The sequence below is a fragment of the Bacillus tuaregi genome (genome assembly GCF_900104575.1).
Classification (GTDB): domain Bacteria; phylum Bacillota; class Bacilli; order Bacillales; family Cytobacillaceae; genus Bacillus_BD; species Bacillus_BD tuaregi.
Genome location: NZ_LT629731.1, coordinates 391120 through 405854 on the forward strand (window position 1 = coordinate 391120; position 14735 = coordinate 405854).

Annotated in this window: 15 protein-coding genes; 10 read left to right on the top strand and 5 right to left on the bottom strand. The window is 41.0% G+C overall.

Going from position 1 to position 14735, the window contains the following annotated elements; genetic code table 11:
• Positions 1-5 precede the first annotated feature (5 nt).
• Positions 6-161 (bottom strand): hypothetical protein, encoded by a 156-nt coding sequence (locus BQ5321_RS24200; protein WP_159433400.1) that lies wholly within the window; start codon positions 159-161, stop codon positions 6-8.
• Between the two features lie 347 nt (positions 162-508).
• Here BQ5321_RS24200 and BQ5321_RS04420 point away from each other — a divergent pair, with 347 nt between their 5' ends.
• From BQ5321_RS04420 to yppF, 4 genes are all read left to right on the top strand, one after another.
• The gene (locus tag BQ5321_RS04420; protein ID WP_071393367.1) at positions 509-967 is read left to right on the top strand and encodes an Hsp20 family protein; all 459 of its coding nucleotides are present in this window, start codon (positions 509-511) and stop codon (positions 965-967) included.
• Positions 968-1537: 570 nt separating this feature from the next.
• On the top strand, positions 1538-1936 hold the full coding sequence (gene gloA2, locus BQ5321_RS04425) for an SMU1112c/YaeR family gloxylase I-like metalloprotein (RefSeq protein ID WP_071393368.1): 399 nt from the start codon (positions 1538-1540) through the stop codon (positions 1934-1936).
• Positions 1937-2025: 89 nt separating this feature from the next.
• Positions 2026-3405, top strand: coding sequence for an MDR family MFS transporter (locus tag BQ5321_RS04430; protein ID WP_071393369.1), 1380 nt, complete (start codon positions 2026-2028; stop codon positions 3403-3405).
• 213 nt (positions 3406-3618) lie between these two features.
• Positions 3619-3822 carry a YppF family protein gene (gene yppF / locus BQ5321_RS04435; RefSeq protein ID WP_084786635.1) on the top strand — a complete coding sequence of 68 codons (204 nt, stop codon included), beginning with the start codon at positions 3619-3621 and terminating at the stop codon, positions 3820-3822.
• A 161-nt stretch (positions 3823-3983) separates the two neighbouring features.
• Here yppF and BQ5321_RS04440 read toward each other — a convergent pair whose 3' ends face one another.
• The gene (locus BQ5321_RS04440) at positions 3984-4463 is read right to left on the bottom strand and encodes a DUF3920 family protein (protein WP_071393371.1); all 480 of its coding nucleotides are present in this window, start codon (positions 4461-4463) and stop codon (positions 3984-3986) included.
• A 219-nt stretch (positions 4464-4682) separates the two neighbouring features.
• Positions 4683-5078, bottom strand: a complete 396-nt coding sequence (locus tag BQ5321_RS04445; protein WP_084786636.1) for a LysR family transcriptional regulator substrate-binding protein — start codon at positions 5076-5078, stop codon at positions 4683-4685.
• Positions 5079-5092: 14 nt separating this feature from the next.
• Here BQ5321_RS04445 and BQ5321_RS04450 point away from each other — a divergent pair, with 14 nt between their 5' ends.
• From BQ5321_RS04450 to BQ5321_RS04475, 5 genes are all read left to right on the top strand, one after another.
• Positions 5093-5422 (top strand): hypothetical protein, encoded by a 330-nt coding sequence (locus BQ5321_RS04450; RefSeq protein ID WP_071393373.1) that lies wholly within the window; start codon positions 5093-5095, stop codon positions 5420-5422.
• 78 nt (positions 5423-5500) lie between these two features.
• Positions 5501-5908 carry a cupin domain-containing protein gene (locus tag BQ5321_RS04455; RefSeq protein WP_071393374.1) on the top strand — a complete coding sequence of 136 codons (408 nt, stop codon included), beginning with the start codon at positions 5501-5503 and terminating at the stop codon, positions 5906-5908.
• A 10-nt stretch (positions 5909-5918) separates the two neighbouring features.
• Positions 5919-6872 (top strand): aconitase family protein, encoded by a 954-nt coding sequence (locus BQ5321_RS04460; RefSeq protein WP_261798752.1) that lies wholly within the window; start codon positions 5919-5921, stop codon positions 6870-6872.
• Positions 6873-7273: 401 nt separating this feature from the next.
• Positions 7274-8797, top strand: a complete 1524-nt coding sequence (locus BQ5321_RS04470; protein WP_071393377.1) for a flavocytochrome c — start codon at positions 7274-7276, stop codon at positions 8795-8797.
• Positions 8798-9145: 348 nt separating this feature from the next.
• Entirely contained in the window at positions 9146-9583 is a 438-nt protein-coding gene (locus tag BQ5321_RS04475) for a hypothetical protein (protein ID WP_071393378.1), read from the top strand.
• Positions 9584-9726: 143 nt separating this feature from the next.
• On the opposite strand, the gene BQ5321_RS04480 is transcribed toward BQ5321_RS04475, so the two are convergent.
• Positions 9727-11709, bottom strand: a complete 1983-nt coding sequence (locus tag BQ5321_RS04480; protein WP_071393379.1) for an oxidoreductase — start codon at positions 11707-11709, stop codon at positions 9727-9729.
• A 659-nt stretch (positions 11710-12368) separates the two neighbouring features.
• Between BQ5321_RS04480 and BQ5321_RS04485 the strand changes: the two genes are divergently transcribed.
• Positions 12369-13289, top strand: a complete 921-nt coding sequence (locus BQ5321_RS04485) for a catechol 2,3-dioxygenase (RefSeq protein ID WP_071393380.1) — start codon at positions 12369-12371, stop codon at positions 13287-13289.
• Positions 13290-13364: 75 nt separating this feature from the next.
• Here BQ5321_RS04485 and BQ5321_RS04490 read toward each other — a convergent pair whose 3' ends face one another.
• The gene (locus tag BQ5321_RS04490; RefSeq protein ID WP_071393381.1) at positions 13365-14138 is read right to left on the bottom strand and encodes a DeoR/GlpR family DNA-binding transcription regulator; all 774 of its coding nucleotides are present in this window, start codon (positions 14136-14138) and stop codon (positions 13365-13367) included.
• Between the last annotated feature and the right edge of the window lie 597 nt (positions 14139-14735).

Consider the following 14735-nt stretch of genomic DNA (forward strand, 5'->3'; position numbering starts at 1 on the left):
GCTATCTAACAGCCTTGCATTCCTAATAATGCAAAGCCCCGGTACTCGTCATAATCTAATGTAAGGTGTGTCGCATATTCATGAATTCCTTGTTCAAAAGCGATTTGAATTCCATTGATCATTTCTACCTGATCATTCTCTTGTGCCTCATCCAGAGACACTCCAACCTCTGGGCCTCCTCAGCCAAAGCCTGCAAAATACAGGCGAACTCCCGCTTTATTCTGTGACTCTAGTAAAGAAGTAAGTTCATCACGTGCAGTATCCGTAACCTTCAACCTTCTCCATCCCTCTCCTAAAAAAGTAAAAATTATTTTATGAACCTAATAATATACCACACAGGGTATTTTGTAAAGCCATTTACCTAAATCAAGGCCTACACTTTGGCACATTAAAGCGCTGGGGGACTGTCCCCCGCTGCTTTATAGTGCTAAAGCAGTGTTTTATTCACATTTTTGCTGTGCCGGCATAGGATATAGTGGAAAAATTCTTGGCTGGGAGGGAAGAGTATATGGTGGAGCGTAAGAAGAATGAGGAAAATGATCACTTTGGAGAGTTAATGAGACCTTTTAATCAGTTTTTCAATGAGAAACCGGTAAAGGGATTTCTACAGCAGATAGATGAGCTGTTTCATAAGCCGTTCTTTTTAGCTTCTTCATTCAATGTGGATGTTACCGAAACGGAAAAGGAATACCTGATAAAGGCTGAGCTTCCGGGAATCAAGCGTGAACAAATTGATATTGATATTTTGAATCATTACGTAACCATCTCCGTACAATCATCTGAGTCTTTAACAGAGGAGGATGAGAATCACGATGTGGTAAGAAAACAGCATTCGATGCAGCGGTCGAGCAGAACCATTCCACTGCCACAGCCAATCAATGAAAAAACAGTCAAAGCTAGCTACGATGACGGTCTGCTCCAAATTATCGTACCGAAGCAAAAAGGAAAGAAAATTTACTTAGAATAGGAACAAAAAACAAGCAGGAATCCATCCTGCTTGTTTTATTTATTCTTTCGCTATGGAGTAAATGCGCTTAATCAAAATGAATGAAGCATACCGAGCAGCAAGATTCAGCCTAAATAATTGTCACCAAATACCCAAAAATGTATAAACTGCCATAAAGGATGAAGAAGGTGATCGGATGTTACTGCAAATAGCTCTTTATCTTTTAGTCGGCTTCACCCTCCTTTGGTTTTTCAGAGCACAGCCCCTCAACACCATCTTAAAAGAAATCAACCTCGTCCTCCTATGGCCCTTTTTTCTCCTCCTCCAATTCATCGAGCTCGTCGATAACGTCAAACGAAACCGAGAATGATCAATCGAACCATTCGCCTTGCTTTCCCATAGCTTTTTATAAAATATTAGACTACTTTAAAAGGATCTGTAATCCCTTACAGGTCTTTTTGTCTGGTAACAAACTGATCGACGGTCATGTCGAAAAAATGTCACTCACAAAAAGGTCGTTTTATCCTTTTTTAATCCGGAAATATGTTACTATTTTCTTTATAACTCTGTATTAGAAAGGCCAGTGCAGCAATGAAATTACATAATCTCCATCATATTGCCATGATTTGTTCAAACTACGAGAAGTCAAAGGACTTCTATGTGAGAATTCTTGGGCTTACTCCCATCCGTGAGGTCTACCGCGAGGACAGGGACTCCTATAAATTGGATTTAGAGGTAAATGGACTGTACCAGATTGAATTATTCTCTTTCCCAAACCCACCCGTACGTCCGAGCTACCCGGAAGCCGCGGGCTTACGTCATCTAGCGTTTGCAGTTGAAAATATCGAAGAGGCGGTCAGCTATTTAACTGAGCACAAGATTGAAGTTGAAAAGGTCAGAATCGACCCGTATACGGAGAAAAAATTCACGTTCTTTTCTGACCCAGATGGATTGCCGATTGAGATTTATGAACAAGCAGAAGTGAACTAAAACAATGAAGAAATTTTGGTGATAAAAAGCCACAAAAAATGAAATATGGAAGCTGAAGCACCAACTCCGGCTTTCAAGGGGAGAGTCAGATGAAAAAGGTAACAAGTGAGAAGTGGGTCATTTGGGCGTTGTTAATTGCGACGTTCCTAACGGCCATTGAGGGAACGATTGTGAGCACAGCCATGCCTGTGATTGTCAAAGATTTAGGAGGCAGTGAGCTTTATACGTGGGTGATATCTGTCTATTTATTAGCCATGGTCATTGGGACACCGGTGTTTGGAAAAATGGCCGACCTGTATGGGAGAAAGCTTATGTTTACGCTTGGCGTCATCATCTTTCTTGCAGGCTCGATGCTGTCCGGTCTAGCGCAGACAATGGAGCAGCTCGTTTGGTTCCGTGCCATTCAGGGAATTGGAGCGGGTGCGTTAACAACGATTCCGTTTACGATTATCGGCGATGTATTCGCCTTTGAACAGCGCGCGAAAATCCAAGGCATGATCAGCTCTGTCTGGGGGATATCTGGAATTATCGGTCCGTTAGCAGGCGGTTTTATCGTTGATTATATTTCCTGGCGTTGGATTTTCTTTATGAATCTGCCATTTGGAATTGTATCTCTCATTCTATTATGGGTATCCTTACACGAGCACCTTGAAAAGAAAAAGCAGATTATCGATTATCCGGGCATTTTCACCTTTGCCATCAGCATGACCTCGTTTCTCTATGCACTGACCATGCTGAAGGAGGAAAACGGTCTAACAGGCAGTATTATGCTGCTCTTGGCCGTTGCAGTAGCCGGAATGGCCCTGTTCTTTTGGATTGAAAAAAATTCAAAGGAGCCAATGCTGCCATTATCTCTATTTAAAAATAAATTACTTTCAGTGGCCAATACAGCTGGATTTTTATTTGGATTTATCCTTGTGACCGTCACGTTTTACATTCCCTTATGGGTTCAAGGTGTAAGCCAATTAAATGCGACATTGTCCGGAATCTCGATGCTGCCAATGTCGATTACATGGCCAGTGGCAGCGATGCTTTCTGGAAGGTGGCTCGCCAAGACACCAATTGGTAAAATTGCTGTTACGGGAATTTTCTTTGTCGTTGCAGGGACCTTTGGATTAACGTTTATGAAGGAGGACACGACCATCGCCTTCATGATGATCATGACAGCGATTATGGGGGCTGGATTCGGATTAGCTCTCACCGCCTTTACCGTAGCCGTTCAATCAGCGGTAGAATGGAGACTGCGCGGGGCTGCCATGGGTACCTTTAACCTGCTGCGTAACCTTGGTCAGGCAATCGGTATCGCCGTTTCCGGACTATGGTTAAGCGAAGAGCTATACGGTCATGCCCTGGCACAAAGCCTGCACACCGTATTCATTATTCTCGTCATTCTAGCTGTTGCAGCCCTTCTCACAGGCAGCCTGCTGCTAGGGAAAAACGCACTATCCCTATCCACAGAGGAAAATTAGTATAGGGTCTATGATTTGATTTTAAAGGGGATGGTGCTCTTGCTTCTGCAAAGAAGGAAGGAGCATCATCCCCTTGTTTTTGTATTCGACAAATTTTTGTAGAAAAATGTCGGTAGTTTGAATTTTTTTAAAATAAAAGTGAGGAGAATCAATGTGATATACTAAATCCAACATAAGCAAGGTGATAAAATAATTAATGAAATGAGTGGATGAATGATGATGCTAGAAGAGTTAACTAGACGTTTTGAATCGGTAAAAAAGCGTAACCCATTACATGCCAATGAATTATTAGATTATCTGCAAAAAAGCTATATCTATGAAGAATTATCTATTGTAGAATACAAAAAATTCTTCTCGGAGCTTCACAAGCTTGAAGCGCAAAAGCCAGAGCAATTTGTTTTTTCAGCAGCCATGTAAGTAGGGAAAGTCTTCAATAATGCGATCCACGATATTCTATAGGTACAAAAAAGAGAGAAAGACATGTTCTTCCTCTCTTTTATTATATAAAAATACCTATTCATCACATGTTTGGATTTCACTCTTAGTCAGCATCCACTCAAAAAACAAGACAATCCTAGTTACACCACATTTTCCCTGCCATAAAGGCTTCTAAAATACGCCTCGCTTTTTTCTTTGGCAAATTGAAAGGCATCGATTTCGGTCTTGCGTTCCTTATAAGGCAATTTTTTATCACTTTCGAAATGAAGTCGGAAGACCGGGTCCTCATCCTGCATGACATGACGAAATTCATGGAAAAGGGTCTCAATTAACGTTTCATACTCCTCGTATTGGAAAATAAAGATAATCCCCAGCTCACGCCAAAAAATCCCTGCAGCAAAGCGCAAATACTCATCCTCTTCGTCCCCTAAATCGCTGATGATTTGGTTCGCTTCCCGAATGGAGCAAAAAATCACCGGAATATGGAAGACATTCTCTAAATAAGCATCCATCGTATGATAGATGGAGCGGAGATTCCAGGAAAACTCGCTATCCAAGACATACCAGTTCTTATATCGTTGAAGGATGGTACGCTTCTGCAGTACTTCGGTTAAGGTCATGAAGACAGCCTCCAATCCAATTTAGATCAGCATGCTACTATCATATCGCCTATAGGTGCAGGATTATACCTATTGGGTATTATTTCCATTCTTAAAATAATTCTAAAAAGAATGAATAGTAAAAGCTGTACTAAGAGTAGGAAGGGCTGCTGTTCATCTTTTATGAGGTAATGTGTTTCATTATGCTGACACCCAAAGAAGACACTAAAAAGCGTTTAATCAGAACATTTCAATAAACCGCTGGGCACCCTTCGATAGAGGACGGTTTTTGTCCCAGATTAGAGAAATTTTATTTTGCAGAGGACAATCCTCTATTTCAACAATTTTAATATCGTCAGACGGGTGGATGGCAAAGGTTGATCTTGGCAAAACAGCTCCTCCCATCCCGGCTGCGACAAAGGAGAAGATAATCGCAGCGTCATGAGATTCGCAGATAATATTTGGTTTGACCCCTAGTTTGTTACAGGTATCTTGAAAGGCGGTATACTTTCCATACTTGTTTTCGCGTACGAACATGACAAGCGGGATGTCTTCCAAATCCATCATATGAATGGTTGCTCTAGATGAATCCCACTCCCATTTACTTGGAATGAATAATACATAGGGCTCCAGCAATCAAGGTGTTGGAATTGCAGGAAACGGAAGAAGACAAGCGTCTTAATCGAAGATTAGCGGTAGAAATTCAAATCAAAACAAAGAATGGGCAAGTGTATGAAAAATCGGTTCAGCACGCACCGGGCTCGAAAGAAAAACCACTGAGTGAAGCCGAGCATCGTGAAAAGTGGGTCAGCTGCTTGAGCCATTATGGAGAGCCATCATCGGCTCCTGGCAGCATAGAGTCCATCGCCCATGACCTGTATGATCAAGGTTTACGAATGGACACATACACCTGCTTCAGTGATTGGATGAACGAGATACACAAACAATTGAATGCTTATAAACCAAAACAGATGATTTGATTCCAGAAAGGAATCGAGTGGAAGGAGTATCATAATGAAATTCCGTATCTGTGGAAAAAGAAGCTGATTCTTGAGGCCTTGGACAAAGCAAAGGAGCTACTTCAGGTAGGCACAGGCTCAATTGATAGAAGAGCGGTCTATTTAGTGAATCCAGGTATGAAACAGATGGAGCCACACGGCTGGGGTGGCGCAACACAAACCTTATATGCAGCCGTTCAAGCGCTTAATCCTGGGGAAGTCGCTCCATCTCACAGGCATATGACATCAGCTCTAAGGTTTATTATGGAGGGTCACGGTGCATCCGGTATTGTGAATGGTGTGAAGTATCATTTTGAACCGGGAGACTATGTCATTACACCAGAGTGGACTTGGCACGATCATGTGAATGAAGGAAACGAAACGGTACTATGGATGGACTGCTTAGATATTCCATTCACATCAGCACTGACAAGCTCCTTCTTTGAGCTAGCAGGGGCTGTTCCATGAACAGGATACCATTGGGAAAGGTAAAGCATATTCTGATTATATTCAGTTTGACTTACAGACGGTGGAAGCAAGTGTTTCCGGTCCCAAGCGACCGCAGGACAGAATGCCGATTTCAGAGGTAAGACAATCATTTCCAAAGCCACTTTCAGCTAGCGAACCAAACGAGCTGGATGCTCAGGGAACGGAATTGCAGAATGGCTCCATTGTCATAGCAGCCATTACAAGCTGTACGAATACATCCAACCCCTTCAATATGATAGGTGCTGGATTATTGGCTAAGAAGGCTGTTGAATATGGTTTAACCGTACCGAAGACGATTCAGACTTCTTTGGCGCCTGGATCAAAGGCGGTTACAGCTTATTTGCAAAAAGCAGGATTACTTCCGTATTTGGAAAAGCTGGGCTTTTATCATGCCGGCTACGGCTGTGCCGTATGTGTAGGCAACAGCGGGAAGCTTAATGCTGAAGTCGAGAAAATGATTCAGGAGAATGATCTGACGGTCGCTGCTGTATTAAGTGGCAACCGTAATTTTGAAGGACGAATTCATGCCTTAGTAAAAGCAAATTATTTAGTTTCGCCTCCGTTAGTCATCGCCTTTGCCATTGCAGGCACGATGAATATTAATTTGGAGAATGAACCGCTGGGTCGAACTTTATCAGGTAAAGAGGTCTATTTGCAGGATATTTGGCCGAGCTCAGATGAAATTGCTAGCCTAGTAGAGTCTGCGATTTCATCTGATATTTTCCGTGAAGCCTATGAAAATGTGTTTGAAGGCGACGAGAAATGGCGGGAACTGGAATATCATGATTATCCGATTTTTAAATGGGATGATCGGTCCACCTATTTTAAAAAGTCTCCTTTTCTCGAGTCCGGACAAATCCAACGATTCAGCGCTTTCTCCAGGCAAGGGGAACCTTTGCCCATCCAAGGCTGTAAAACCCAATGGCTCAAGGACATCATTTGAAGCCGTACTGCGTCTGGATACGAAAATGGAGATTGAGCTCTATCAGAAAAAGGGAGTCTTTCAGAATATCCTCGACCAATGGGGAGAAACACAAAAGGTATAATACATGTTACAGAAAAAAGGAGAATCTTCTAGTAGATGTTCTCCTTTTTTCTATGCAAATGAAAAGGCCAAAGAATAGAAAAATTCTATCAATAAATGGAAAAATGAAGGTAATCGATTATTATAAATCCCCTTTCGCTCAAAGGGAAGAAAAATCGTTATTGTTCAAAATAAGGACAAGAATTTGTGAAAACTATATAAAAGTGATCTGGAATCCATAGAAATTCTCCATGTATTTTATGTATGATAGGTACGTACTAACAAATGTGATATTGTTCACATATATAGGAGATGACAGTATGAAGAAGAAAAATTGGTTACTAATGCTCATCATGAGTATTTTTATGCTATTTGCTGCTGCTTGCGGAAACGACTCTGCAAGTGAACCAAAGCAGGAAGAGCCAAAAGAAGAGCAAAAGGAAGATGAGGTAACAGGTGCTTCTGAAGGAGCAAGCTACACACCTCTTGACGAGCTTCAGGATAACTATGACATCGTCATTATCGGTGCTGGTGGTGCCGGAATGACAGCTGCTCTTGAAGCAAAGGCAAACGGCATGAATCCAGTTATTTTTGAAAAAATGCCAGTTGCTGGAGGAAACACATCAAAATCCTCTTCTGGAATGAATGCATCAGAAACAAAGTTCCAAACCGAGCAAGGCATTCAGGATAGCAATGATAAATTTTATGAAGAAACATTAAAAGGCGGAAAAGGTACAAATAATCCAGAATTACTTCGTTTCTTCGTTGATAATTCAGCTGATGCGATTGACTGGTTAGATTCAATCGGCATCCGCTTGAACAATATCACGATTACAGGTGGAATGAGCGAAAAGCGTACACACCGTCCTGAAGATGGTTCTGCAGTAGGCCAATATCTTGTGACTGGCTTAGTAAAAAATGTGGAAGAGCAAAAAATTCCTTTATTCGTTAATGCGGATGTAAAGGAAATTACGCAAAAAGATGGACAAGTTAACGGCGTTAAAGTTGTATTTGATGGAAAAGATGAGAAAGCAATCTCTGCAAAGGCTGTTGTAGTCGCATCAGGCGGTTACGGAGCTAATATGGATATGATCACAAAGGTTAGAAGCGATTTAGAAGGCTATGTAACAACAAACCAAGAAGGTAGCACAGGCGATGGTATCACGATGATTGAAGCTCTTGGCGGCACAGCGGTTGATATGGATCAAATCCAGGTTCACCCAACTGTACAACAGGAAAAATCTTACCTAATCGGTGAAGTGGTTCGTGGAGAAGGTGGAATCCTTGTTTCTGCAGAAGGAAAGAGATTCCATAACGAAATGGATACTCGTGACAATGTGACAGCTGCAATCAACAGCCTACCAGAAAGATCAGCATGGTTAGTATTTGATTCTGGTGTCAAATCTCGTGCGAAGGCCATTGATCAATATGAAAAAATGGGCTTTACAGTAAAAGGTGAAACGATTGAAGCATTAGCAGCAGAAATGAAGGTTCCAGCAGAGGCATTAAGTGCAACGCTTGATACTTGGAACACTACTGTTGCCAATAAAAACGATGCTGAATTTGGCAGAACAACGGCGATGGACAACGATTTATCAGGTGCTCCATTCTACGCCATTAAAATTGCTCCTGGAATTCACTACACAATGGGTGGCGTGAATATCAACACAAATACAGAAGTAATCACTGAAGCTGGTCAAGCAATTCCTGGTCTATTTGCAGCAGGAGAAGTAACTGGCGGATTACACGGTCAAAACCGTATCGGTGGAAACTCTGTAGGAGATATCATTGTATTTGGTCGTCAAGCGGGTGTGAAATCAGCTGAGTTTGTAAAAGCACAATAATATTTGTCTGAATGGCTGGTCAAACAGCTATGGTTAAAATAAAAGATTACTAGAAAAAGAGTCATCCTTATGGGATGGCTCTTTTCTTGTATGAATGGTGTTTATGGAAAAAGAGGGACTTGTTTGGTGCAACTAATATATGGAAGGAAGTGAAGCAGGTTTGGTGGAAATGGACTAATAAGTATTTTACAATAATAGTAGAAAAGTATATTTAAATATTCAGATTTATAGTGGCTAAATACTCAGTGTACGGTAAAGGGGGAGTTTTAAACGTAATCACCTAGAAATATGAACTTTTTTCACATTTAAGATTGGATTTGATTAACAAGTGATGAAAGGGTGCTTTGTATGCTGAAGGAAATTGAAAAAAAGCTGATCGATCATGTTTTTGACATGAGTGTGAAAGGTGGGGAGAAGCTGTCATTAGAACAATTTGAGTTGGCGGAAAAGGATAACCCAGATTACCGGGTCAAATGGAGTGAGCTTGGCTCCTATTTATTGAATTTAAGGTCGCAGGATTATTTGCGGTTTGATGACAGTATTTTAACCTGTGGCGGTGAAGTAAACCAGAAGTATGATAATAATATTAGCTTTGTCTGGACGGATAAACTAGAATTAGGTCATAATGGAATCACCTTTATTTTAGATGAGCTGAAGGCTGTTAAGGATAAGGAAATTCAGGCCTTACTGGCTGCCGGACAATCCACTCGAAGCAAATGGACGAACGCTCTTATCTTCTTCGTGCTTGGCCTGATTGTTGCCTGGATGATAAGGTTTTTTAACTAAGGCAGATAGGGGAAAACCAAAATGTTGTCAACTTATGGAAAAAATAACACGCTAAAAAATGTCCTTCAAGGGTGATGAAGGACATTTTTTTAACTTCATTCAGCAGTCGAAAATTAGACGGGCGAATTTGCTTGTTGAGCTATTTAGTGAACTCTTACAGGAGATTTTTTACAAACCTGAGATTCTAGCACATAGGCTAATTCAAACGCATCCTTCACGGCAGTCGATAAGGACCCAGGATGATTAACGGCATCGCCGATGACAAATACCTGGTCAAAATGCTGACGGAACGACTCTTCTAATGGATTATAGGCTTGGGTTCCCATTGCAATCACCACATTGTCCATATCAATGGACGTCTGCTGGCCTGAGGCAGGATCCTCAATGACGACAGCATCCGGCTGAATCTCTGATACCCGGTGGTCGCTAATAATCTTTACATGATTCTTCTTCAATCGATTCATTAATCGTGCTCTTGTCGGTGGACTAATTCGTCTGCCGATGGCAGTAGGAAGTTCGATATAGGTTACGTCATTTCCCTTTGCTGCCAGCTGGTCTGTGATACTAAAGCAGATCATCCCGCTGCCCATCACGACGATTTTTTCCTGATTAAAATATTTATGATGTGAATAAACATATTCATAGCCATAGACATTTGGCTGGTTAATTCCTGGGATATCAGGCATATAGCCCTTTGCACCGGTGGCTAAAATGACCGCATAAGGATTCATCGCTTGTATCATGCCAATCTCTGCCTCTGTATTCATATGAATCTCAACGCCTAAACGATTCAATTCATTGCGATGATAATCAATAAACCAGTTCATTTTCTCCTTATGGAGCGGCTTGCTCACAAGCGGCAGCTGTCCGCCAAGCTTGTTATCCTTTTCAAATAAGGTAACTCGATAGCCTTTTTCCGCAAGCACTCTTGCTGCTTCCATTCCGCCAGGACCACCCCCGACAATCACTACATGGCGCTTGTCTTGAATTTGAGGAAGCTTCTGATCAAATTCAAGCTCACGTCCTGCTCTTACATTAATCGCACATTGGACATGCAGTCCCTTTCCAACCGAGCGGATGCAGTGCATACAGCAGATGCATTTGCGAAGTTCGTCTTCGCGCTCCTCCATTACCTTATGAACCCATTCCGGATCGGCAATCTGACCACGGCCAATCGCAATAAAGTCTGCTTTTCCATCTGCTAAAATCGACTCGGCAAACTCTGGCTCACGAATCACACCAACGGTAATGACTGGAATGCTAACAGCCTTTTTCATTTCCTCGGCAAGATACACTCTCCAGCCCTGCTCATAAAGCGGCGATTCGACGATAACCTCGGAGGAATCATAGGTGCCGGCACTTGCGTGAAGTGAATCAACTCCGGTCTTCTCCAAATGGGCCCCGATTCTTAAACCCATTTCAAGGTCAATTCCACCCTTTACGAATTCATCGACGCTAAGGCGGACGGAGACAGGGAAATCTTGACCGCAATGCTTCTTAATCCCAACGATGATTTCGTCAATAAACCGCATGCGATTCTCAAAGCTGCCGCCATATTCGTCGGTCCTTAGATTGGTATAAGGGCTGAGGAATTGGTTAACTAAATAACCATGGGCAGCGTGTATTTCAACACCGTCAGCACCAGCAAGCTTTGCGCGGACAGCTCCCATGACGAATTTCATTACAAGCTCCTTCACCTCAGCAGTCGTGAGCTCTCTAGGCTCCTCACCGATGGACGGACAGGTGACAGGACTTGGCGCCACAATTTGTTTCCCGCCAATCAGAATTGACTTGGATTCACGCCCGGCATGGTGCAGCTGCATAAAAATCTTCGCTCCATGCTTGTGAACCGCATTAACCAACCGGTGGATACCCGGAATGAAGCGATCCTCATCAACCCGCGGCTGAGTAACCGCTGCCTTCCCATATTCATAATCAATAGAGGCAACCTCTACAATAACCAACCCTGTACCACCTTTTGCCCGTTCTTCGTAATAGGCAATCATATGATCAGTAATTTCACCATCAGGACCGGATAGGTTGGTTCCCATCGGCGGCATAACGATTCGATTTTTCAATGTAAGGCTGCCGATTTTTCCTTTAGCAAATAAATGCTGATATTTCATCTCAAATTCCCCCTTTTTAAAATGATCAAATTCGCCCGTCGAATTTGCGTCCGGATTTTTATCGAGCTCGCTCGATAAACTACCTTTAAAAAATCCGTGACATCCGCCTGAGACTTAACTTCATTCAGCCGGGGGTTGAACCCCACTGAATCGAATGACCATTTGCATTCATCCCCCACTTATAGAAGCGGAGGACTTCTGCTGAATGAAGTTAAATAATTCACATAACGATACAAAAAAATAATTCCAATCCCTATTATAAAGGAAGGGAGGGGCAATTTTTTGTCATAAAACGGACAATTGAGTGACATAAGTAGGTCGATTAAGGGTCAAGTAAAAATGTTATTTTACTAACTATAATTCTCTTCATCTGGATTATTGTAAAATAATTTTAAAAATGACAATCTGTGCCTAATAATATCGAGATTTCAGACATACTGTGTCGTTGTTATATGATTTTATAAACGATATCATTAAATCGTAATAATTAATTTCATAGTTGTTAGATGAAGATACTCTATCCAGAAGATATCGGGAAATAGTAAATGGAGAAGGATAGGCTTTTTTAATAATCAGGATTGTTATTGCATTCACATATTTTGTCGTACACCTATGAAATTAATGAAGGCTATTAAAATCATTGTAAGGGGTGTTATTCGATGAATGGTAATGGAATTGAAAGATTAGGTCGGATTCAGCTTCGAGTGTTTGATTTTGAAAAATCAGTTGATTATTACACAAATGTGCTTGGCCTTGACATTACAGCCCGAGATGAGAACAGAGTCTATTTAAAGGCATGGGACGAATGGGATCATCATAGTGTGATTCTCGAAAAGTCTGATCGAGCCGGCGTAGACCATGTTGCCTTTAAAGTAACAAATAATGATGTATTGGATACATTAGAAAAGAAAATTGGAGATTTTGGCTGCACGATGGAGCGTGTTTCGAATAAGGACCGTATTGGCGAAGGTCAAGCGATTCGGACAACACTGCCAACCGGCCATAAAATTGAGTTCTATCATGATATTGAGTATGTAGGGGTTCCGACTGGCACATTGAATCCACATCCATGGCCAGAGGGACAAAGAGGCATTTCCCCACATCGTCTTGATCACTGCTTATTATCAGGTGATGATATTGTCTCTACTAAACGCTTATTCAAGGATGTGCTCGGCTTTGTAGAAACGGAAAAAGTCGTGACCGTTGATGGTGAATCGTTAATTGCGACTTGGTTAACAACGACTATGACGGGACACGACATTGCCTTAATTAAAGGACCGGAAGCAAAAATCCATCACGTCGGCTTCTTTTTAGATAACTGGTATGATATTTTAAGAGCTTCCGATATTCTATCTCGCTATGAGATTGAAATCGATGTAACACCGACTCGTCACGGAATTACTCGTGGTCAAACCATCTACTTCTTTGACCCATCAGGTAACCGTAATGAGGTGTACACCGGCGGCTATGCAGTATATTCTGACTTCCCAACGATTACTTGGACAGAGGACAAGCTTGGACAGGGTATTTTCTATCACCGCCGTCAGTTAAACGAAGCATTTACAGCTGTATTTAGCTAAACAAAACCATCGATAAAAAAAGGGAGATCCTTACCATGAGGATTTCCCTTTTTCTAATTGAAATTATTATTTATTTTATTGTGGCGTAATGACCTCAATATTATGTGCTACAAGCTCTTGATACATTTCAGCGCTTACCTGTTGATCTGTAATCAATGCATCAATTTGATTAAGGCCCGCGAAAGCTGCGCTGGAGTTACTTCCGATTTTCGTTGAATCTACTAGGGCAACCACCTTATTAGACCTTTTAATCATTTCCTTTTTAAGCGAAATTTCATAGAGATTAAAGTCCGTTAAACCAGATTCTACAGAAAAGCCATTGGCCGATGTGAAAAATATATCAATATTGACATTATCGAGAATACTTACTCCTAAGGTGCCTTCAATGGAAGTAGAGCCTTTAGTTACTAGACCACCGACTAAGATAACCGTTATATCTGGATTGTCCTTTAACTCTAAAGCAGTTTGGAGTCCGCTGGTAACAACCGTTAAGCGAATCGGCTGCTCCTTTAAATAACGGGCAAATTCTAAAACCGTTGAACTGGCGTCTAGGAGAATACATTGCTTTTCCTTCACAAATTCTGAAGCCAGCTTGGCAATTTGCATTTTTTCTTGCTTGTTTTTCTTTTCACGGGCTGAGAAACTCATTTCATTATTGGACTCTTCATTTAGTACTGCCCCGCCATGAGTTCTGGTTAATAGACCTTCCATTTCCATTTTACTTAGGTCGGTTCGTAATGTAGCTTCAGATACTCCGATTTCTTTAGCCAAGTCCTTTACGGTGATTCGTTCCTGTTCCTGCAGGATTTGCATAATTATGTTTTTTCGCTCACTTGCAAACATTTTCATTTTTATTCATCCTTATAACTTGGTATATTATTTTTATCATATTTTATTTTCGTTTATTTTTCAATCTAATTCTCGTTTTCTTTTCTAATTTTAAAAGAAAACGAAAATGAATAGATATATGAATATAAAAACTGTGATATATAGGGTATTTCCTAAATATATTTGGCTAATTCAACTTCTTTACCTTCTTCACAGGTAACAATGTTCAGCCGCATTCTCCCTCTATATAGTATGTACTCATTTCTAAACCCAATATATGGTGATTTCACCAATAAAATCAAACTGGGCATATTTTCGTTTATTTTCGTATGAAAAAAATTAAAGATAAACACAAAAAATAATTAAAACTAAGTTGACAAAACAAAAATAAATGATAATATTAAAAGTGTAAAACGAAACCAAACGAAACAATAGAGAAAAGGAGTGGAAAGCAAAAATCAATAAATTGAAACCGATTTCTCTAATAAGTAACTGTAACGAAGTATTTGAACTCAAAGATCAACATAGTAGAATGGTAGATTCCTAGTATAAGTGGTTTTATCTTAGCAACTGTAACGGAAGTCACGGATAGTCAGAATGAAATCAGGTAGTATAAAA